The organism is Paenibacillus sp. J31R120 (assembly GCF_056269225.1).
Window position 1 is genome coordinate 247,567 of the sequence record NZ_JBWDNN010000001.1, and the last position, 21,904, is coordinate 269,470.

General features: G+C 47.7%; 15 protein-coding genes. 13 read left to right on the forward strand and 2 right to left on the reverse strand.

What is annotated here, in order from left to right:
* The first annotated feature begins 170 nt into the window (after positions 1 to 170).
* The gene (locus tag AC0YNW_RS01135) at positions 171 to 1,583 is read left to right on the forward strand and encodes a polysaccharide deacetylase family protein (RefSeq protein ID WP_475830424.1); all 1,413 of its coding nucleotides are present in this window, start codon (positions 171 to 173) and stop codon (positions 1,581 to 1,583) included.
* Positions 1,584 to 1,815: 232 nt separating this feature from the next.
* Here AC0YNW_RS01135 and AC0YNW_RS01140 read toward each other — a convergent pair whose 3' ends face one another.
* Positions 1,816 to 2,991, reverse strand: coding sequence for an ROK family transcriptional regulator (locus AC0YNW_RS01140; protein WP_475830425.1), 1,176 nt, complete (start codon positions 2,989 to 2,991; stop codon positions 1,816 to 1,818).
* Positions 2,992 to 3,268: 277 nt separating this feature from the next.
* On the opposite strand from AC0YNW_RS01140, the gene AC0YNW_RS01145 reads away from it, so the two are divergent.
* From AC0YNW_RS01145 to AC0YNW_RS01180, 8 genes are all read left to right on the forward strand, one after another.
* On the forward strand, positions 3,269 to 3,838 hold the full coding sequence (locus AC0YNW_RS01145; protein ID WP_475830426.1) for a YdcF family protein: 570 nt from the start codon (positions 3,269 to 3,271) through the stop codon (positions 3,836 to 3,838).
* 192 nt (positions 3,839 to 4,030) lie between these two features.
* Entirely contained in the window at positions 4,031 to 5,503 is a 1,473-nt protein-coding gene (locus tag AC0YNW_RS01150) for an ABC transporter substrate-binding protein (RefSeq protein WP_475830427.1), read from the forward strand.
* A gap of 101 nt (positions 5,504 to 5,604) precedes the next feature.
* Positions 5,605 to 6,540, forward strand: coding sequence for a carbohydrate ABC transporter permease (locus AC0YNW_RS01155; protein ID WP_475830428.1), 936 nt, complete (start codon positions 5,605 to 5,607; stop codon positions 6,538 to 6,540).
* Positions 6,541 to 6,569: 29 nt separating this feature from the next.
* Positions 6,570 to 7,406: a carbohydrate ABC transporter permease gene (locus tag AC0YNW_RS01160; RefSeq protein WP_387472588.1), complete on the forward strand. Its 837-nt coding sequence runs from the start codon at positions 6,570 to 6,572 to the stop codon at positions 7,404 to 7,406.
* Complete coding sequence (locus AC0YNW_RS01165) at positions 7,403 to 8,167, forward strand: Cof-type HAD-IIB family hydrolase (RefSeq protein ID WP_475830429.1); 765 nt, start codon at positions 7,403 to 7,405, stop codon at positions 8,165 to 8,167. Before AC0YNW_RS01160 ends, AC0YNW_RS01165 begins: the two co-directional genes overlap by 4 nt.
* Before the next feature lie 45 nt (positions 8,168 to 8,212).
* Complete coding sequence (locus tag AC0YNW_RS01170) at positions 8,213 to 9,319, forward strand: SGNH/GDSL hydrolase family protein (RefSeq protein ID WP_475830430.1); 1,107 nt, start codon at positions 8,213 to 8,215, stop codon at positions 9,317 to 9,319.
* Between the two features lie 111 nt (positions 9,320 to 9,430).
* On the forward strand, positions 9,431 to 15,616 hold the full coding sequence (locus AC0YNW_RS01175) for a CehA/McbA family metallohydrolase (protein ID WP_475830431.1): 6,186 nt from the start codon (positions 9,431 to 9,433) through the stop codon (positions 15,614 to 15,616).
* Positions 15,617 to 15,655: 39 nt separating this feature from the next.
* Positions 15,656 to 16,387 (forward strand): glycerophosphodiester phosphodiesterase, encoded by a 732-nt coding sequence (locus AC0YNW_RS01180; protein ID WP_475830432.1) that lies wholly within the window; start codon positions 15,656 to 15,658, stop codon positions 16,385 to 16,387.
* Between the two features lie 64 nt (positions 16,388 to 16,451).
* Here the strand turns inward: AC0YNW_RS01180 and ilvD are convergent, their stop codons facing one another.
* Positions 16,452 to 18,137 (reverse strand): dihydroxy-acid dehydratase, encoded by a 1,686-nt coding sequence (gene ilvD / locus AC0YNW_RS01185; RefSeq protein WP_387472578.1) that lies wholly within the window; start codon positions 18,135 to 18,137, stop codon positions 16,452 to 16,454.
* Positions 18,138 to 18,384: 247 nt separating this feature from the next.
* Here ilvD and AC0YNW_RS01190 point away from each other — a divergent pair, with 247 nt between their 5' ends.
* The 4 genes from AC0YNW_RS01190 (at position 18,385) to ureA (ending at position 21,807) form a co-directional block, all read left to right on the forward strand.
* The gene (locus tag AC0YNW_RS01190; RefSeq protein WP_475830433.1) at positions 18,385 to 19,104 is read left to right on the forward strand and encodes a response regulator transcription factor; all 720 of its coding nucleotides are present in this window, start codon (positions 18,385 to 18,387) and stop codon (positions 19,102 to 19,104) included.
* A complete protein-coding gene (locus AC0YNW_RS01195; protein ID WP_387472574.1) occupies positions 19,082 to 20,197 on the forward strand; it encodes a sensor histidine kinase in 1,116 nt (371 codons plus the stop codon). The genes AC0YNW_RS01190 and AC0YNW_RS01195 overlap by 23 nt, the downstream gene beginning before the upstream one ends.
* A gap of 188 nt (positions 20,198 to 20,385) precedes the next feature.
* The gene (locus AC0YNW_RS01200; RefSeq protein ID WP_475831244.1) at positions 20,386 to 21,327 is read left to right on the forward strand and encodes a D-alanyl-D-alanine carboxypeptidase family protein; all 942 of its coding nucleotides are present in this window, start codon (positions 20,386 to 20,388) and stop codon (positions 21,325 to 21,327) included.
* A gap of 174 nt (positions 21,328 to 21,501) precedes the next feature.
* The gene (gene ureA / locus AC0YNW_RS01205) at positions 21,502 to 21,807 is read left to right on the forward strand and encodes an urease subunit gamma (protein WP_475830434.1); all 306 of its coding nucleotides are present in this window, start codon (positions 21,502 to 21,504) and stop codon (positions 21,805 to 21,807) included.
* The last annotated feature ends 97 nt before the right edge of the window (positions 21,808 to 21,904 follow it).

A 21,904-nucleotide genomic window follows, 5' to 3' on the forward strand; every position in this document is an offset into this window, starting at 1 on the left:
TCTTCCCATTTTCGGGATCTTGATTTGGTTATCTTTCCATTAAGATTGTACTATAGATTTTATGAATTGTGCCTATTTTTTATTTGAGTATGATACAATTAGAGGTATTGTTGTTGTTCTGAACCGCTAATCATTCATCGACTATTTCATCAAACGGTGGGGAAAACAAGATGGAAAATTTGTTTTTATGGGGATTCTACGTCATGACGTTCTACGCCTTTCTCCCTGGCGTGATAAGCCGAACGTTCGGCTTTCGCGTATTCAAGAAGGGGAAAGTGGAGAAGGAGATCGCACTGACGTTCGATGACGGGCCAGATCCTGTCTATACGCCACAGCTGCTGGATTTGCTCGCCCGCTACAATGCGAAAGCGACTTTTTTTGTCGTTGGGTCGCATGCTGATGGGCAAGAAGAATTGCTGCGCCGGATGCAAGAGGAAGGACATACCATCGGTATTCATAATTATGTGCATAAATCGAACTGGGTTATGCGTCCTCGAACGGTTAGGCGCCAGATTGAGAAGACGAACGATATTATTGAGCAGGCTACAGGCACCCGCTCGATCTACTACCGTCCACCATGGGGGATCGTCAATGTGTTCGATTACTCCAATCTCGGTTATTTGCGAATCATTCTATGGTCGGCTATGTTCGGGGATTGGCGAAAGTCCGTGGGCGCGGAACGCCTGAAGAAGCGGATGATGAAGAAGCTTCGTCCAGGCGAAGTCCTGCTGCTGCACGACTGCGGCAATACGCTGGGCGCCGATCATGATGCACCCCGCAATATGCTAAGTGCACTGGAAGCGTATATGGAAGAAGCAACGAAGAGAGGCTATACGTTCGTTGCCATCGAAGAGATGATGAAGCTGACGGATGCGAAGCGGGCGATGCACCGCTCGCTGGGCAAGCGAATTATCATCTCGTTATGGCTGATGTGGGAGCAGGCCTTCCATACCCTGTTCCGTCTGAAGAAAGTCGGCGACAGCGATACGCCGGCCTTCCATTATCGCGTGACGAAGTATAACGGCGACGAGCTGAAGTTCGAGCAAGGCGGCAGCATTGCGAAAGGGGATACTGTAGCGGAGCTGCACTTCGACAACCGGATGTTGTCGAGCATCGCCGCTACGTCCAAGTCGCCGCTTGCTACAGGCATTCGTATGCTGAGGGAAGTGGAGCGCGCGCTGCCGCAGCTTGCGGACCAGTTGTCAGCCGATCCTGAAGCTAAGCATATTAAGGCAGTATATGGTGTTACGATGATTCATCGCGGGGCAGACCGGCTGGGCTTTGAAATTTTCAAGCTGAGGGAAGGGCTATTCGCCAAGTCGACACGCATTTACTTGAAGCTGCTGCTTAAGGTATTGACCAATACGAAGCAATACGGCAAGGAGCGGAAGCGAAAGGACAGAAGTGAGGCCATCTCACCGCGCATGCTGCTGATGCCTGTACAGAAGATTGTGTCGTATGCGACGGTTCAGACGAGAATGATCAAAGAAGAAGTGGAGCGCGTGTCCGAATCTGTAGACCGGGTCATTAGCGGTGCTGCGGAGGATGCGTCTTCGATTGGTTCGAAGACAACGGCCATTTAATGCTCCAAGGCAGCAAGAGAAGAACGGTCCAGCCCTCATGACGGGCTGGACCGTTCTTTTGTTGTTTAGAACCATATGTCTTACTTGTAAAGCCGGTTTTGTCATGGATGTGGTAAGAAGTGTGCGGATGATTTGGCTTGTAAGAGATGTGCGGCTAAGGATATGTGGGTTTTAAAAAAGTAAAAACGGTTCATTCTGAGTCAGAAATGAACCGTTCCAGCAAGAATTAAAATTAAAGAGACAAAGTATCCAGCGGGATTTCAAAGGCCCGTTTAATAACTAACCCGGCAGCAAGCTTCGTTTCATCCGGTTTGTTATAAAGGTACATCATTTGGACGTGATTAACCGTTACTGGCAGCTGGTGCATGACTCTGGCTTTGATTTCGCTGAACATTTCGGGACTGATAGACTGAATGACACTGCCCGTCATAAGCAAGCTGTCTGGATTGATGAATGTAATAATGTTGGCGAGAGCTACCGAGATGCCATCGACTATTTTTTCATACAAGCCAAGAAACTTGGCATCACCTGTTTTGATGCCTTCGGCAAACTCCGCAAGCGTACATTTGATCGACACACCCAGTCCGCTGCTGGAAGCAAGCGTCGTTAAGCATCCGGATCTGCCGCAATGGCAAGGATAAGCGTCTTCCCCATAGAACCCTTTATAATGCCCGAATTCCCCTGCGACAAAGTTGGATCCCGCTACAATTTGTTTATCATGGACGAGAGCGCCGCCTGTACCATAATCGAACTTAATGGTGATATTGTTAGTGGATTCTTTCAAGCTGCCGTTCATGTTCTCGTAGACGGAAAGAAGATTAACGTCATTCTCGATATGCACAGGAATATGATATTTGTCTTCGAGCAACTGACTGAGCCGCAGACGATGAAAACCTATGCCGGGCGTACGGAGAACGATACCGTGCTGAGAATCCACCAGGCCCTGTATGCTGATGCCAATTCCTTTTATTTTGGAGGTGTTGGGCATTTGACTGATCAATTCATCAATGACTTCATGAAGCAGCTTCAGCAGCACATCTACGGAGCCATATTTGAAAATCGTACGTTCTGCTGATGCGACAGCTTCTTGACGTAGGTTGTAGACTTGTCCGCGAATATATTTGCCGGCGAGTTCAAGCCCAATGGCATAAAAGCTGCCGCTGTTGATATGAAGGCCCACTCTTTTTCGTCCGCTTCCTGCCTCCAGATCCATGAGTTCTCCTACCACGATTGTTTTTTCTTCTAACAGGCGGTTCACGATATTGGTTACGGTCTGCCTGCTAAGTCCAGTCTTTTCTGAAAGCTCTACGCGAGAGATCGGTCCTTCTGAATAAATGAGAAAAAGAACCTTCTGCTGATTAATTGATTTTAATAACATATGGCTAGTTTTTTTGACCGAATCGCTCACGATATGCATCCTCTTTCCGACAACTATTATATATTAATCGATCTTCAAAACATTTGATAAATGATTCACCTGCTCTGCTTCAAGTGTAGCATTAATATCAAGTGAATAAAAGTTGCTAGTCAGGCCGATAAAAGGAACTTTTAATCCCACAATACCAAAAAAACAAAGGATTGTATTGACAATGTGGAAAAAATAGATATGATTAATTTGTAAACTGATTTGATTAAAGAAAACAAATAGACGTCTAGAGGAGCAATTCATGGGATGGATGGGATGGATGCTTGCAGCAGCAGCGATGGCGGCGCTGACTTACATATGCTGGCTGCATGCAGTTGTGTTAAAACCTGGCAGGGCAGATGCGCTTATTGTGCTTGGTTATGTATCGAAAGACGGCCGAATACATCCTTTGCTTAAGGAAAGACTGGATGAGGCTTACAAACTTTTTCAGCAGTATGGGCACCAATATATCATTGTATCGGGGGGAGCAGTTGGTTCACGCCGATCGGAAGCGGAGCTGATGAAAAAGTATCTGGTGAAGAAGGGCGTTCCAGCAAAAAGAGTATTAAAAGAAGACAAATCATCTAATACGGTTCAGAATTTAATGTTTAGCAAGCAATTGATGGAGCAGTATCAGCTAGAATCCTTTATTATTATATCAAATTTATTCCATATTCGCCGCACGAAGTATATTATGCATCGACTCGGGATGGAAGGCGGTTTCAGCGCTAATCGAAGCTTTAGAAGTATTGCGGTCTTTCAGCTCAAATTAACCTTTTTGGAAATTCGGGCTTTCAGGTTAACGCTCCCGATTATTAAAAGGGCCATTCATGATCAAAATAATGGGTAAGAAGGTTAACGGTCCAACAAATAATATTAAAATTGTAAACGCTTACAAGTAATTGCGGGAGGTGAGGCTTAAAAGAGGAAATCCATTAACTTATTTACAAATGATTAACCCTGATTTGATTGGTAATTAACAAAATACAGCTATATTCAAATAGTTAATCCAATTTATTTATTAATTAAAGGGGGAACTAAAATGTTGAATGCAAAAATGAAACGATTAATGAGTACGGGTGTTGCAGCCGTATTATCTCTAACGATGCTGGCTGCATGCGCTGGAAACGGCGGGAAGAACGGGACTAGCCCAAGTACAACTCCTGTTGGCTCGGATAAGCCAGGTGTCTCTGCAGAGACAGAGGTTTATGAGAATGGCTTGTCAAAGAATGAGAAAGTCACGCTAAAGGTAGGCTTCTTTGTAGGGGGTTATGGCCGAGAGTGGTTTGATTATGCAGTTGAATCGTTCACAGCCAAGTATCCAAATGTCAAAGTAGACATCACGGCTTCAGCTGATATGAAGACGATTCTTTCTACAAAAATCTCTGCAGGCAATGATAATGACATGTTTGATCTATTCAATACAGAGCCATCTGGAGGTATTGTGGGGCTCGCTGAAGCCGGTAAGCTTGAGCCAATGGATGATATTTGGGAATATCCTCTTCCAGACGTGCCGGACAAAAAGGTCAAGGATCTTATGATGCCCGGCATGTACGAGTCAACGCCGCTGATCAATGGGAAAAGGTATGAATTTACGACGGCGAGCAGCTTTGGCGGGTTGTTTTTTAACAAAAAGCTATTCGAAGAGCATGGCTGGAACCAAAACCCGAACACATGGGATGAATTTAAAGCGCTGCTAGCAGACATTAAAGCGGACGGCATAGCTCCAATTACGTTCCCGGGCATTCATCCAAGCTACCATAACTGGGCTTTCGGAACAGCGAAAAACTTTGAGCTGGCTGATATCAATGGCCATGTCGATGAATTTATCGAAAATTTTAGAACCTATGGTCTGCCGCAATACACCAATCCGGAGACAGTTGAAACCTGGACGCGTTTCTACGAGCTTGGTCAACAAGGATATTTTGCAGAGGGACTTCCGGCATTGAACCATACGCAATCGCAAATGCAGGTTATTCAGGGGCAAGCCGCGATGGTATCGACAGGGACTCATGTCGAGAATGAAATGAAGGAAGCAACGCCTGAGGATTTCGATTGGGGCTACATGGCTGTTCCTTTCAGAGATAACACGAATCAACAGCTCTGGATTCGAAGCGGTACTTCAAACTTCAACTATATCTGGGCAGCTAAGCCGGAGCTGAATAAAAAGTGGGCCAAAGAATTGATCGCATGGCTGGTTACGCTTGAAAATCAACAATTTGCTGCCGAAAAAGCAGGCGCTTTGCCCATGCGCAAGGACTTTACGGAGGATGCTGCCCGAACGGCTACGCTGTCCAGCTCTGCCCAATCTGTACTGAAGTACATTGCGGATAATCAGGCTCATACTTACAAAGCAAGCCGGTCTGTCAGCATTTCCGATCCGAATCTTGCTCAAGCGGAAAAATTAATGAATGAGAATATTGCGAAATTTGCTATGGGCATGCAGGACCCGAAGCCGATTCTGGAGCAAGCTGAAGAGCTGCTGAAGAAGGCTGTAGAGGCTGAAAAGAAATAAAAAAACGTGATGGAGCGGGGAGGATCATCTCCGCTCTTCCATTGCAACCATAGGCTTCACACTGACTTATAAACGTCTCGTAAGATTGGAGTTGACCTCTCATGTCTGATTCAACCGCTGAGAAGACTGTGCGCAAGCTGGGTCTAGATAAGGCGAATACGCAGAAGTGGATCTTTCTGTTCGTAGCCATCGTGCCTCCCTTTGGCGGCTATTTGCTTTTTACATTGTTTCCGAACATTCTATCTGTCTATTATGCGATGCTCAATTGGGACGGATTTACGGATGCCAAGTTTGTCGGGTTGTCCAATTTCATCACCGCATTCCAAGATAAATATGTGTGGCGCGCGCTTACTCACAACTTAATTTTTATGATAACCGTGCCTTTCTTTGTGATTATCATCTCCTTGCTCCTTGCCTATTTAATTACAAATAAATCGTATAAAGAAAATAAATTTTTGAAGGTATTGTTTTTCTTTCCGAATGTTTTATCTACGGTCGTAGTCGCCCTCCTCTGGGCTTTCATTTATGACGGATCGTACGGTTTGCTCAATGGGCTTCTCAAATTCGTTGGCATTAATATCGGGAATTTCTATTGGTTGGGCAATGAAAGCACGGCGCTTGCAGCTATTATCCCGGCATGGGTGTGGGGCGGCGTCGGCTTGTACGTCATAATCTTTGCCAATGCGATGCTGGGGATTCCAAAGTCATTGTACGAAGCGGCGATTCTTGAAGGAGCCGGACATATGACACGCTTGTTTAAAATTACAATGCCGCTCGTTACGCCCATTATCCGCGTCAGCGCTTTGTTCCTCGTCGTCGGCACAATGAAGGGCTTCGAAATCATCCTCATTATGACGAATGGGGGACCATTCGGGTCGACGGACGTCATCGGCCTTTACATGTTTAACTTAGCTTTTGGCGTAGAGTATCGGAATTACGGCTACGCTTCGGCAGTCGGTATGATTCTGTTCGCTATATTAGTAACAGCAAAGCTGTTAATCGATAAATTTGTGCCGAACAAAGGCTACGAGTATTAGTTTCCATATAAAGGTTCGGAGGGATCTGTTTGAAGGAAAAACGAACGTTAATGGACATTGTGTGGCGTGTGGTGCTGTATGTCTGGGCGCTGACCATATTATTTCCTTTAGTCTGGGTTATTTACGAATCGTTAAAAAGCAATCCTGAGTTTTTTAAAGATATATGGGCGCTGCCTTCGGAACTGCGATGGCAGAATTATTCCAAGGCCTGGAATCAATACGGTTTTGGGCAATCACTCTTAAATACCCTATATTATGTTGGAGGAAGTCTGGTGCTTGGTCTATTCTTTACGACCATTAACGCCTATGCGCTTACTCGAATGAAATTCAAAGGAAGAAAACTGATATGGGGCTTGATTATGTTGTCTCTGTTCCTGCCGGGCATCAATGCGCTTGTACCCCAGTATGTCATTATGCGGGAGTTGAGTTTGACCAATAGCTTGACCGGATTAATTCTCTTGTCCAGTCTGGGGGAAAGCGTGTTCTACCTTATGCTGCTCGGAGGATTTATGAGCTCTCTGCCAGTGGAGCTTGAAGAGAGCGCAACGATGGATGGCGCCACCTTATTCCAAAAGTTCTGGCGCGTTATTGTGCCTTTGTCTACACCGGGAATTGTAACCGTTGGCGTATTCAAGTTCCTAGGATTCTATAACAATTTCTTGGCGCCGTTCATCTATTTGAGCGATCCAAAGAAATATCCCATTGCGGTGCAAATGTATTCTGCGAACAAGCAAATGGAGTTTACTGCGGATTGGGTAACTTTGTTTGCCGGGGTAACCATTGCGATGGTACCGTCCATTATTATTTATATCCTATTCCAAAAACTTCTTATGGAAGGCGCGACAATGGGCGGGGTGAAGGGATGAATGTCATGCATCAGGTAGAAGCGAAGTATAAGCTGATGGCATTGGATCTGGACGGGACTCTCCTGACAGACCGGGAGCAAATTACGGAAGAGACGAAAAAGTGGATTCAATATGCCGTAGACAACGGAGTTACCGTCATATTTTCTACCGGAAGAGGCTTGCAAAATGCGAAGGGCTTCTGGGATGAGCTCGGTCTCGATTCCCCAATGGTGCTGCTCAATGGCGCAGAGATTTGGGAAGGGCCGGGCAGACTTAATAAACGCGTCTTTATTCCTCGGGACACGATTCGCCGCATTCACGCGATTGCTGCTGAACGGGGTGAATGGTATTGGGGCTACAGTGTAGAAAGCCTGACAGGCGCCGCGGACTGGACGCCGGAGATGTTCGAGCGGGATTGGATGAAATTCGGCATCGGCAGCCATGACCAAGAGAAGCTTGCGGGAATAAAGAAAGAGCTGCTCAGTTGGGGAACGCTTGAGATTACCCACTCTGCCCCTGTCAATATGGAGATTTCAGTGCAAGGCATTTCAAAGGAAAGCGGAGTGCGCCAGGTTTGTCAGCTGCTGGGCTTGTCTATGTCCGATGTCATCGCTATAGGAGACAGCTATAATGACGCGAAGCTGCTGAAGGCGGCAGGTCTCGGTGTGGCGATGGCCAACGGAGAAGAGCATATCCAATCCATAGCGGACGTCATCACGGCTACCAACAACGAGGACGGCGTTGCTGAGGCGATTCGGAAGCATGTATTCCAGATCGAATAAATGCAGTAAGTGTATGCATGTAGAGATAGAGGGGAGCAGTCATAGATGAACGTTCAATCGAAAGAGATAAATTTAGATCAATTGGGCGAAACGATATACCGGGAGACCATAAATGGAGAACAGTTGAGATGGCATTCTCCGCTTGAGGCCCCCTTTCACATCGCGGGATTCCCTTGGCTTGCGCAGGATGGGCTATTCAGACGCCTGCCCCTCGCTTCGGGGGCTGTCTTGCCGCCTGCGGTTGATACGCTTGCTTATTGTACGGCAGGCGGGCAGATTCGCTTTCGCACCAATTCTTCGAGGCTGGTCATAAGGGTGCGTCTTGCCGGACCGGCCAATATGTATCATATGGCGCCTACAGGGCAGTGCGGGATTGACTGTTATCTTGGAGAGCCGGGCGAGCAGAGCTTTATCACCACGGCTAAATTCAAGCCAACGGCAAATGAATATGAATCACAGCTTTATCAGTGGGATACAAAAAAAGATGTGGCCGTCACCTTAAACTTGCCGCTCTACCAAGGAGTGGAAGAGGTGTGGATCGGTGTAGATCAGGACGCTGTCATAAGCGAAGCGCCTGCCTATGCAAGCAGCAGACCCGTTATTATATATGGAACTTCGATTACGCAAGGGGGATGCGCCTCCCGGCCGGGTATGGCTTATACGAATATTCTCAGCCGGATGATTCCGGTGGAGTTCGTCAATCTTGGCTTCTCAGGCAATGGAAAGGGCGAGCCGGAGCTCGCGCATATCATGTCGGAAATCGATGATCCGGCGCTTTTCATTCTTGATTATGAGGGGAATACGGGCGATGCCGATAACATCGCACGAACGCTGCCTGCATTTATTCAAATATTGAGAGAGCGGCATCCCGTAGTTCCAATATTAGTCGTCTCCAGGATTAGCACGGCCGAAGACCAGTTCTATATGAAGAGAAGGGAGCTTAATGATCGCCGCAGGCTGATTCAGATCGAGAATGTGGAACAGAGGCGGATAGAAGGAGACCGCAATATCCATTTCGTTGACGGCTTGAAGCTGCTAGGCGATGATTTCGTCAATGATTGTACGGTTGACGGAACACATCCGACTGACCTCGGTTTTTTGCGCATGGCACAATCGCTTGCACCTATTATTAAGCCATTCTTGCGACTGTGATTAACCAGATAGATGATAGGAACAGCCTTCAGACTGCATGTTTTAGTTTAAGGGCTGTTTGTCTATCAGACACCTGTAATACATGTTAAGACGACAAAGGAGAGGATCTTAATGAAATCCAATAGTAGAAACCTGCCTTTAATCGTAATGGTCTGCTTAATTGCTGGAGTTGCTAGTCTATGTTACGGCATTATGGTATTCGCGTCTTCAGAGAAAGCTGATGGTGTCTCTAAAAAAGATAGAGAGGCGTACTTAGGATATTCATTGTTCAAGGGTCACATGCATACCCATACCTCTCTCAGTGATGGGATATTGTTGCCTGATGATGCTTACCGTTTTGTGAAAGCTAATACAGATTTTGATTTTTATGCTGTGACGGAACACGACGTGACTTATGACATCAGTACGGGCAGTGATTTTATTACGAATGTGCAAGACTCTTATTCAGAAGAATACAAATTGCTGCATGAGCAATCCGATGCTCACAATCGTGATGATGAATTTATTACGCTGCCGGGTACGGAAGTGACCTGGTACGATGAAGCGGGTCATATCAACTTATTTAATACAGCATGGTTCCCAAGAACACATGGATTAGGTGCGGATGGCACGTGGGGCTGGAGCGACATCAAATACGATTTGCCCACCTTTTACGCAAGACTTGCTCAAGATCCTGATGCGATTGCTCAATTCAACCATCCGCGTTCGTCAGGAAATTGGAGTTTCAATGAATTTAAACACTATAACCGAGATGTGGACAGAAATCTGAATATGATCGAATACAAATCCTCCAATGATTTTGCCATCTATACCAAGGCATTAGATCGAGGCTGGCATGTGTCTCCTGTATTTGGCGGAGACGAGCACAAAGGAAATTGGGGAATGGTTCAACCTCATGTAACCGGGATATGGGGGGATAATCTATCAAGAGAAGGTCTATATGAGGCGATGCGCAATCACCGCACCTATGTATCATTTGATCGAAATTTAGAAATGGCGGTTTCGGCAAACGGTCAGATGATGGGGGCGATCCTTCCAGCTGATACCCATGAAATTGATCTGTATGTACGGATCATTGACCCTGATGCCAGCGATCAGTTGGATAAAGTCGTTGTGTACAAAAACAGCGGTGAAGTAGTCAAGGAGTACAGCAATATTGCCAGCCATTCATTTGAAATCGAAGAAGCCTTTGCAAGCGCAGACGGGGATTATTTTATCGTTAGAGCTTTCCAAGGAGATGGTGAAGAAGCTGTTAGCGCTCCAATATGGATTGGTGATGTAACGAGAGGCACGGTGCATGCGCCTGAAATTACGGTCCATGGACAATATCCGGATACCGTTGAGCTTGGGGATCTAGTAGAAGTGCTGGACGCTTCGGCGACGGATAATGGCGGTCAATCTATACCGGTGGAAGTAATCATTTTAAATGATAAGGGAGAAGCAGCCGCTCTGGATCAGCAATTCAAGGTAGAGATGTATGGCGAATATTTCATTAAATATGTCGCTACCGACAATCAAGGAAATACGCGCGTTGAACTTATCCGGCTGCTTGTTGATCAACACAATCTGGATGCAGACAACATTTTAAATGAATTTCAACCCATTGTTAATGTAGGCGCAAATGAACGTGAGGTAGGAATAAATGTAGTAACCGATAAGGCATTAGAAGCAGCCTATATTCAGTATAAACCTGAGTCAGAGGCGTCGTGGGACAATGCTGAAGCCGTACAAGCGGGAGCCTCTTATTTTCAAGTCGCGTATGGCGATACATTTGCCAAGAGTAACTATCGTGTGCTTGCAGCTCATGAAGCGAATTTATCCGATCTCGACTTAGGAACTAAGTATGACTATCGGTATGGCATTTCACCGACGGGACCTTGGAGCGATAGTTATAGTTTTAGGACCGCATCAGCTTCAGGGGATGCCGTTATGTATGTGATGGGGGATCTTGAAGTTCCGGATCGAAATCCGGAAAGCTTCCGGCTCTTTAAAGATATGCTGGACGTTCTGCAGGAGAAAAATGCTAACGGACAAACTATGATTCAAGTCGGAGACTTGGCCTGGCTTGGCGGCAATATGTATGCATGGGATGATGTGTTTAACAACATTTACAACAACGATTTGGGTTTAATTTCTGCTCATGTTGCCGGGGACCGTGAACGTGTGACGGAACGGAAATTCGGGGCATTCTCCGGGTTCTTCAACCTGCCGAAGAACGGTGAGGGCAGCTATCGAGAAACGAATTATTCGTTTGATTACGGCGATATGCACATTGCTGTTCTGAATTCTGTGCTGGATTTCGAGAAGCAGCTGTCATGGCTGGAAAAGGATATGCGGGCAACGGATAAAAAGTGGAAAATCGTAATGGGACATTATCCTTATTATGGCGGTCAATCTGGCGATGAGACCGGGATGAACATCATGAGAGTGAAATTGTCTCAGGCATTTGAAAGGCTTGGCGTCAGTTTGTATATTGGCGGTCATGATCATGTGTATAAACGGACAACCATACGAAACGGTGTAAAGGATCTATCGGAAGCAGCGATAAACCTTGGAACAACTTTTGTGACAGTTGGTTCATCAGGTCCAACGTTCTATGATAACAAAACCTTTGACTGGGATCATATCGTTTATGATGAACATAAGCAGACGGGTGTTATTTTAGAATCGAACGAACATTCTCTCATTTTAAAAGCTTACAACAGCGACGGTGTTGAAATAGATACATTTACGGTTCAACAACCTGAAAGCTATATGAACTTAACAAGCGCGATTGTAGAAAATAACGTCTTGAAGGGCGTGGGGGTTTTAAATTACCCCAATTCGCTTGAACGGGTTACGGTTATCGCTGAAAAGCGTGATCATACGGGTGAACAGCTGATAGAAACGGTTATTCAAGAAGTGACGCTGGAACATCTCGGACGTGAGCAGATCATCTTGCTTGACAGCCCGCTTGCGTTTGGGGATGAACATATGATCATTGTAAGATTAGTTAATAACCCAATCGACAGAGAGCCGTTAACGGACCCTTTAATAGTGAAAGAGGGAATGCTGGGCGATGGATCGGAAGACAACCCGTATCAAATTAAAAGTGTAGAGGGACTTTATAAAATGCATGAGTTCCCGGACAAACACTATGTTTTAGAACGGAATATTGATGGGAAAGGCGTGTTTTTCGAAGCCATTGGCGCCAATGGAACTCCATTTACGGGGACGTTTGATGGGCAAGGGCATACGATTACAGGCGTTATTGTCTCCTCAGGCGGAGCGGGCCTCTTTGCCATTAATGAAGGGATCATTCGAAATGTGGGTATCATCCATGCTGATATTGATGTCCGCCGGAGTAATGTGGGGATTCTGGTTGATCAGAATGATGGAATCATGGAATACGTCTACAGTACCGGGTCCATTAAAGGCAACTCTACGGTTGGCGGTCTTGTGGGCTACTTGAACGGTACCGTTAAGAACAGTTATTCAACGGCTCGAGTCCATGCACGAGGCAAGCAAGCCGGCGGCATTATTGGGATTACAAATCGGGGCAGCGTAACAGATCAGGTCTATGCAATGGGAGCCGTTATAGCAGACGAATCAAATGCGGGCGGCATCAGCGGATATGGATACAACAATACCGTCATTCAAAATAGTATGGCATTAAATCCGTCTGTTGTTACAGGTACTGCATCTAATCGAATTGTCGGCAGAGTATTAGCTGGCGATACAGCCACTTTAGTAAATAATTACGCGGATGAAAATATGTTTGTCAGCAGTGAGAATGTGACAGTGAATGATCCGAACAATGAAAAGGGACAGGGTGTTGGTACAGAAGCATTCACGAAGTCATCATTTTTCACAGAAACTCTCGGTTGGGACTTTGATTCAATCTGGATCTGGAATGAAGATGCAAAACGTCCATTGCTGCAAAGCAATTTGGAACCCATTAACGAAGATCATAATCCAAAGCCGAAGCTTGATCAAAACGAAGACGGGTACTACATGATTCGTTCGATTAATGAATTGAACACCATTTCAGAATTTCCGAATGAAAATTATATAGTGGAAAACGATCTTGATTTTGAAGGGAAGCTTTTTGAGCCATTATTCAAGGGGACGCCTTTCCTTGGCGTATTTGATGGGAATCATAAATCTTTGACCCATTTCAACTCAGGAAATGGCGGCTTATTCCATCTGAATGGCGGAACGATTAAAAACTTAGCTATGGTAGATTCGAGTGTCACAGGCGGGAGTAATATAGGCATACTCGTTAATACGAACAACGGAAAGGTAGAGAATAGTTATGTAACGGGCTCAATCGAAGGCTCCAGCACGGTGGGCGGTCTTGTGGGCTATTCCAATGGCATCGTGAGAAACAGCTATTCTACGGCAAATGTAACGGCTCAGCTGAACCAGGCCGGCGGTTTGATCGGCATTACGAACTCGGGCAGTTTAACGGAAAACGTGTATGCATCGGGAGACGTCCAGGCGCTTAGAAGCAATGCAGGCGGGGTAACAGGCTACGGCTATAATGATACGGTTGTTAAAAATGTTATTGCACTTAATCCTTCAGTCGTGACGCCAACTATGGCGAACCGTGTGGTGGGTCGCGTTCTTGCCGGGCATACCGCAACGCTTGAGAATAATTATGCGTTCGATGGCATGATTGTGGATAAAGAAGGCGAAAGTATTAGCGCTGCTAATAACAGAAAAGGTTTAGGGCTATCCCAACAGCAGGTTGAAGATCCCAATACGTATACCGATAAACTAAATTGGGATTTTGAGTCGGTGTGGATGTGGAATGATACATTAAAGCGTCCGGTATTGAGCAGTAATCCTGAAGAGGCAGGAGAGCCTGCCGTGCCATTGGAAAGAAATGAAGCGGGTTATTACAAAATCAAATCCATTGCTGATCTGAACGTGATGGAAGACTTCCCGGCAGAAAAATATATGTTAGATCAGGATTTGGATTACGCTGGACAAACGGCGGAGTCGCTATTTAAAGTTGTTTCGTTTACTGGTGTTTTCGATGGAGACGGGAAGAAAATCTATCACTTTAATGCTTCGAGCGGTGGCTTATTCCATCTCAATGGCGGACTGCTTAAAAATATAGCGATGATAGATGCCAGCGTCACTGGCGGGAGCAGAATAGGCATACTCGTCAACACGAACAATGGCGAGCTAGAGAATAGTCTTTCAACAGGCTCCATTGCAGGCTCTAGCACAGTCGGAGGTTTAGTTGGCTATTCCAATGGTATCGTAAGGAACAGCTATTCTACTGCGGATATCACCGCCCAGGTAAGTCAGGCCGGCGGACTAATCGGAATTACGAACGCAGGCAGCTTAACAGAAAACGTGTATGCGTCTGGAACCGTTCGGGCGATCACGAGCAATGCGGGCGGAGTGACTGGCTACGGCTATAATGATACAGTCGTCAGAAATGTCATTGCATTGGGCCCTTCGGTTACGGCGCCAACTATGGCGAACCGTGTGATGGGACGGGTTCTTGCGGGGCATACCGCCACGCTCGAAAATAATTATGCATTTGACGGTATGATTGTGAATAAGGAAGGTGTTGCTGAAGGAGCATTAACAACCCTTAAAGGCTTAGGCCTATCTGGAACTGAAATAGAGACTTCGTCCACCTATACAGAACGGTTAGGGTGGGACTTTAACGAGATTTGGAGATGGGATAATATAGCCAAACGTCCTGTTTTACAATCCGTATCAGAGGGCAACGAAGAAGAGCCAGTTAGCCTGATTGAGCTTGAGCTCGAAGGGCTGCTTACACTGGTCGTTGGAGAGAATGACCAGACGATGACTGCCGCTGTGTACAGCGATGGAACCCGTGAAAACGTGGAGACCAATGTTGCCTATACAAGCAGTAATCCAACTATAGCGGAGATCAGCGCTAGCGGTGTAGTCACAGCGAAGTCGGAAGGAACCGTACTCATCACGGCAGAGTATGCAGGTTTGATTTCATCCTATGAGCTGATCGTTGTTAAGAAAGATGAGCCCGACAAGAAGCTGAATCGCTTGGAGCTTAGCGGATTGGATCCGCGAATGCAGGCCAATTCTACCTTAAGTTTAGTCCTTACCGCCATCTATGAGGATGGAACAAGGCAAACGATAAGCGATGGCGCTATGTATACAAGCAGCAAGCCGCAGACAGCATCTGTATCCGAATATGGTGTGGTAACCGCTCATCGTCCGGGTGCAGTCACGATTACCGCTTCTTATCAAGGAAAAACAGCTAGCTATAAGGTGAGAATTAATGCGGCGGGCGGGATTCCCTTTACGCCGTAGCTATGCGCCGTTATTTTTATTTATAATGGAGGAAACAAAATGAAAGCAGCAAAGCCACTTGTAATCGCACATCGCGGTGCTTCTGCGGAGGCTCCTGAAAATTCATTAGCAGCATTTATGCTAGGTGTAATGCAGGAATGCGATATGATCGAGCTGGACGTTCATCTTACGAAGGATAAGCAGGTCGTCGTTATTCATGACCACACGTTAGATCGCACGACTAACGGTGTAGGCGACATCGCTAATCTTAATTACGAGGATATTAAAGGTTTTGATTGCGGCAAGTGGTTTAGCGTTCAATATGCTGGGGAATATGTTCCTCTGCTTGAAGAAGTATTGACGAAAGTGCCTGCCCATGTCCAGTTTAATGTGGAAATAAAAGCCGCGGGAACGCCAGGTTTGGTAAGCAGCCTAATGGATGTATTAAGAAAAACGGATCGTATCGGAAGTACGGTCGTATCATCGTTTCATTATGGCAGCTTGGCGGAGCTTAAAAAACAATTGCCTGAAATTCGCATTGGTTTGCTATATCATCAAGAGGTTGCGGACTGCAAAAAATTCGAAGAGGAATCGGGCGTTGAAGTATTTTCATTGCATCCGCATTACCCGTTCGTCACTGAATCCTATATGGAGACCGCTAATGCTGCCGGCAAAGCCGTCTATCCATGGACGGTGGATGGAGAAGCAGATTTGAGAAAACTTATAAGTTTGGGCGTAGCGGGAATAATTACCAATAAGCCGGGCCTTTTAAGAATGATATTGGATAAATAACTATAACAAAAGAAAGGGCCCTCATTGGGCCCTTTCTTTGTTCTTTCTGCTTGGGACATCCTAACTACATCTTCATAACGCCGCCAGTGCTGGCGGATGTAACGAGATGAGCATAACGCGCAAGGTAGCCGCGTTTGATCTTCAGCTCGAAGCCCGGCCATGCGGCGCGGCGCTCTTCGAACTCCTCATCGCTGATCAACAGGTTCATCGTGCGGTTGTTCATGTCGATCTCAACGATATCGCCATCGCGAACGAATGCGATCGGTCCGCCTTCAGCCGCTTCCGGGGAAGCATGGCCGATACTAATACCGCGGGATGCGCCTGAGAAGCGTCCATCCGTGATGAGAGCGACTTTGGCGCCAAGACCCATGCCGACGATTTGGGATGTTGGAGCAAGCATCTCAGGCATGCCTGGGCCGCCTTTTGGTCCTTCGTAACGGATAATAACGACATGACCTTCTTTGATCTTGCCGCCAGCGATGCCAGCGAGCGCATCATCCTGCGAATCGAAGCAGATCGCAGGACCTTTGTGGTAGCCGCCAACCGACTTGTCGACTGCGCCTGTCTTGATGATGGCGCCATTCGGTGCAAGGTTGCCGAACAGGACAGCTAGACCTCCGCGCTCGGTATGCGGGTTGTCGATGGAACGGATCACATCGTTATCCTTCACTTCGCAACCTTCAGCATTCTCGCGCAGCGTCTTGCCCGTCACGGTCATGGTATCGCCGTGGAGCGCGCCTTCCTTCTTAAAGAGCTCGTTCAATACGGCGCTTACGCCGCCCGCATTGTGAACGTCTTCGATATGATAATCGGATGCCGGAGCGATCTTAGCCAGATGCGGCACACGCTCAGCAACTTCGTTAATGCGTTCGATTGGGTATTCAATACCTGCTTCATGAGCGATGGCAAGTGTATGAAGCACGGTGTTCGTGGAACCGCCCATCGCCATATCGACAGCGAAAGCATTGTCGATCGCTTCTTTGGTTACGATATCGCGCGGCTTCAGGTTAAGATCGATCAGCTTCATCAGCTGGCGAGCAGCTTCTTTAACAAACTCTTTGCGCTCAGGCGCAACCGCCAGAATCGTGCCGTTGCCCGGAAGAGCAAGGCCAAGCGCTTCCGCAAGGCAGTTCATGGAGTTGGCTGTGAACATGCCGGAGCAGGAGCCGCAAGTCGGACAGCCGTATTGCTCAAGCTCAAGCAGCTGGTCGTCGCTGATCTTGCCTGCTTGGTGCGCGCCTACGCCCTCGAATACGCTGGAGAGGGAGATCGGACGTCCGTCGGATGTTTTGCCGGCTTTCATCGGTCCGCCGCTGACTAGCATTGTCGGAATGTTAACGCGAAGTGCGCCCAGAATCATGCCCGGCGTAATTTTGTCACAGTTCGGAATACAGATCATGCCGTCGAACCAGTGCGCGTTCACAACTGTCTCTACGGAGTCCGCAATAATCTCGCGGCTGGCAAGGGAATAACGCATGCCGATATGGCCCATGGCAATGCCGTCGTCTACGCCGATTGTATTGAACTCGAACGGTACGCCGCCCGCCTCACGGATTGCTTCTTTGACCAGTTTGCCGAATTCTTGCAAGTGAACGTGGCCTGGTACGATGTCGATATAAGAGTTGCATACCGCGATAAACGGTTTGCCGAAGTCTTCATCTTTCACGCCCGCAGCACGCAGCAAGCTGCGGTGTGGCGCGCGGTCGAAGCCTTTTTTGATCATGTCAGAACGCATTCTTTTGGCCGCCATTAATGTAGAACCTCCTTAAAAATAGCCAGAGCGCTGCATGCGCCCCGGCGCTTATGACCTAAAATAATGAATACTCATAATTTTATCATAACGGACAACCGTTGGCTATATAAAGGGAACCACTGCCAATATCCGGCCGCTTCATTAATTAATCCTTAAGAATGACTTAAGCTTTGTGAAAATACGGCTTTCCCGATTACGTTTCGACTTTGGTTCATGTATAGTAGAATCAACAAAAACAAGGAGGATGAATGGTGTGGAGCGTCGCGTATTGATCGTGGACGATGAGCGTGAAATCGCCGAACTGATCGAAATTTATTTGAGAAACGAAGGATTCCAGACAGAGGTCGCATTCGACGGCGAGCAGGCGATAGAAGCGTTCGAGCGGGAAGCTGCCGATCTTGTCATTCTCGATATTATGATGCCGAAGCTGGACGGGCTGGAAGTATGCCGCCGAATTCGCAAGGATCATCATGTGCCGATTCTGATGGTTAGCGCGAAGACTGGCGATATGGATAAAATCATGGGCCTGATGACGGGAGCGGACGACTATATTACGAAGCCGTTTAATCCGCTGGAGCTGATCGCCCGCGTACGCTCGCTGCTGCGGCGGTCTTATCAGTACAGCAAGCCTGCTGATTCCGCCGCCGGGAGCCGCGAGAGCGAGAGCAAGGAGCTGCGGCTAGGCGCACTGCGTATTGACAAGCTAAGCCATTCCGCCAACGTAGACGGCAGGCCGCTTCACCTCACGTCGACAGAGTTCGGTATTCTGCATCTGCTGGCCAGCCAGCCGGGGCGGGTGTTCAGCGCCGAGGATATCTTCCAGCAGGTGTGGAAGGAGAAGTATTTTGAATCAAACAATACGGTCATGGTGCACATCAGCAAGCTTCGGGACAAGCTGGAGAAGGAGCTGGGCGAGAAGCTGATTGTCACCGTGTGGGGGGTTGGCTACAAAATTGAAGGATAACGTCGTCTTCCGGCTTGTGTTCCGGTCGTTTCTGAATATTTTCTTTGCTGCCATCCTGTCTTTGGTGGGGGTCGCGCTATTGTATGTTGTGGCGCTCTTCCTGTCCAGCAACTTCCGATCGTTTTGGTTCCTGCGGGACCTGGGTATATTTTTTGTTAACGGTTTACCCTATGCGCTGGGGCTCTGGTTCATATGGGTGCTGCTATTCGGCGCCTGCTTCTTTATCCTGCAGTGGGTGCAATTCAGCGCCTTCGGCAAAATCAACGAGACCGTACGCCAGATTGCAGACGGCCAGCTGGAGATGAACCATCAGATTGCCGTCCGTCAAAGAAGCGTGTTCGGCGTGCTTGCCCGCAATGTTAACAGGCTGTCTGATCGTCTTCAGCATGCGCTCGAGGAAGAGCGCCGCGCGGAGCAAGCGAAAAACGAATTGATTACGAACGTATCGCATGATCTGCGCACGCCGCTCACTTCGGTAGTGGGTTATCTGGGCCTTATCGAACAGGACCGGTACCGGGACGAAGTGGAGCTGCGCCATTATATTGCGATCGCGTATAAGAAGTCGCAGCATCTTCACGAGCTGATTGATGATCTGTTCGAATATACGAGGATGAGGCATGATACGATTGCGCTCAAGCTGGAGCCGATTAATCTGGTTGAGATGCTGGGGCAATTGCTGGTGCAGTACCATATGCCGCTGGAGGAAGCGGGAATGGTTAGTCAGCTGCATAGCGAAGAGAAGCAAATTACGGTCAAGGCGGATGCCGGCAAGCTGGCGCGCGTATTCGAGAATCTGATCTCGAATGCCATGTCATATGGACGCGAGGGCAAGCGGATTGATGTGTGGATTACTTTAATTGAAGGCAAGGTTTCCGTCGCGATTGTGAACTATGGCGAGCCGATCTCTGCGATTGACCTGCCCCATATTTTCGACCGCTTCTACCGGGCCGACAAGTCGAGAACCAGATGGTCCGGCGGTTCCGGCCTTGGGCTTGCGATATGCAAGAGCATCGTGGAGAAGCACGGCGGCACCATTGATGCGGACAGCAACACGGAGCGTACGGTCTTCCGCGTCATTCTGCCCTTGCAGTAAGATGAGGATGGGAAGTGAAGCGGCTACAGCCGCGATCGGAGCCATAGTGGGTTCCTGAAGTGCCCGGTTATAGATAAAACTAAGAAGGTCTTAAGGTTTATTTATGAAACAGTTACAATCTCCTTAAGCTTGGCTGCCTATACTGAACAGTATAGACAACTGAGCGAAAGGGGATTTTTTTGTTGAAGATGATCGTAAAGACAAAACCTAGATACGGCATGCGGTTGACGATGGTCGCGGCAGTAGTCGCGATTGTATATATAGGTGCGGGATGGCTGAAAGACGGCTTTATAAAAAAGGATGTGCTGCAACTGGCCTCAGCATCTGCGATCCTGATCGATGCGACGACAGGAGAGGTTATTTTTGAGAAAAATGCGAACGAGCCGCTGCCTCCGGCAAGCATGTCGAAGATGATGACAGAAATATTAGTGCTGGACGCTGTAGCAAGAGGCGAAGCCCGCTGGAGCGATATAGCGAGGGCAAGCAGCTACGCGGCCGCAGTGCCTGGCGCCAGAATGGGGCTGATCGAAGGTCAAGAGGTGACCGTAAGAGAACTGTTCGACGCGATGACCATCCATTCGGCCAATGATGCGGCCGTAGCGTTGGCTGAGCATTTGGCAGGCTCCGAGGAAGCTTTCGTGACCTTGATGAATAAGAAAGCTGCAAGCATCGGGCTATCTCATGGGGCAGTATTTGGCAATGCGTCTGGATTAAGCAAATCGGATATTGCGCCGTACAACGGCTCAGCCAGTGCACGCGATACGCTGCTGACAGCGAAGGATACGGCAGTCATTGCGGGACATCTGATCGGGAAGTATCCTGAGGTGCTTGCGGTTACGAGCCGAGGCAGCGTCAACGTATCGACTCAGAGACAGACGCTGGCGTCTACGAATCTGATGCTGGCCGACAAGCCATTCGCTTATCCCGGCAATGACGGCCTTAAGACAGGTTATACGCCGGATGCGGGTTATTGTTTTACGGGAACTGTGAAGCAGGATGATACGCGGTTGATCTCTGTCATTATGGGAGCAGACAATATAGATTCCAGATTTTTGGAGACGATAAAGCTGTACGAATACGGTTTTGAAGTGAAAGGGAAGTCAGGACTGAGAACAGCGTTAGGTTTTTGATAGTATTGGATCGGATCGTGTGATGAAAATGTTATTTTTCCTTCGTGAAGTTGTGGATTCCCTCTTCAAACGGAATAATTTATGTTATATTATATAACATATAAGAATACGTTTTCTTTTGCGGCATGATTGGCTGATTGAAGAGCGAATACATTCCGGAAGGGGAGAGTGGATGTGGCTTTGACCGAACGGGAAAAGGAGCTGCTGCTTAACGCGATAGCAGCCGATCTGGCCAAACATCGATTAAAGCGCGGTGTTAAGCTGAATTACCTGGAAAGTGTGGCGCTGATCACTTCCCGGATGATGGAGGGTGCCCGCGAAGGCATGAGCGTGGCGCAGGTTGCCGACCTGGCGCGAAGCACGCTGCGTAAGGATCAAGTGATGTGCGGCATTGCCGAGATGCTTCGGGAGGTCCAGGTAGAGGCGGACTTTCCGGAGGGGACGCGTCTGGTGGTTGTGCCATACCCGATAACGGGCTGACTGCCCGGCCATTAGATGAAGCCAGCCGGATAGAGATCCGGCTGGCTTCATTCTGCTTCCGGACATTGACGTTACACCGAGTCAAGTCTATACTGTG

What these genes read in the sequence shown, in the direction of transcription:
- AC0YNW_RS01135 (WP_475830424.1), top strand. Translation starts at nt 171, where the DNA reads ATGGAAAATTTGTTTTTATGGGGATTCTACGTCATGACGTTCTACGCC.
- AC0YNW_RS01145 (WP_475830426.1), top strand. Translation starts at nt 3,269, where the DNA reads ATGCTTGCAGCAGCAGCGATGGCGGCGCTGACTTACATATGCTGGCTG.
- AC0YNW_RS01150 (WP_475830427.1), top strand. Translation starts at nt 4,031, where the DNA reads ATGTTGAATGCAAAAATGAAACGATTAATGAGTACGGGTGTTGCAGCC.
- AC0YNW_RS01155 (WP_475830428.1), top strand. Translation starts at nt 5,605, where the DNA reads ATGTCTGATTCAACCGCTGAGAAGACTGTGCGCAAGCTGGGTCTAGAT.
- AC0YNW_RS01165 (WP_475830429.1), top strand. Translation starts at nt 7,403, where the DNA reads ATGAATGTCATGCATCAGGTAGAAGCGAAGTATAAGCTGATGGCATTG.
- AC0YNW_RS01170 (WP_475830430.1), top strand. Translation starts at nt 8,213, where the DNA reads ATGAACGTTCAATCGAAAGAGATAAATTTAGATCAATTGGGCGAAACG.
- AC0YNW_RS01175 (WP_475830431.1), top strand. Translation starts at nt 9,431, where the DNA reads ATGAAATCCAATAGTAGAAACCTGCCTTTAATCGTAATGGTCTGCTTA.
- AC0YNW_RS01180 (WP_475830432.1), top strand. Translation starts at nt 15,656, where the DNA reads ATGAAAGCAGCAAAGCCACTTGTAATCGCACATCGCGGTGCTTCTGCG.
- ilvD (WP_387472578.1), bottom strand. Translation starts at nt 18,137, where the DNA reads ATGGCGGCCAAAAGAATGCGTTCTGACATGATCAAAAAAGGCTTCGAC.
- AC0YNW_RS01190 (WP_475830433.1), top strand. Translation starts at nt 18,385, where the DNA reads ATGAATGGTGTGGAGCGTCGCGTATTGATCGTGGACGATGAGCGTGAA.
- AC0YNW_RS01200 (WP_475831244.1), top strand. Translation starts at nt 20,386, where the DNA reads ATGATCGTAAAGACAAAACCTAGATACGGCATGCGGTTGACGATGGTC.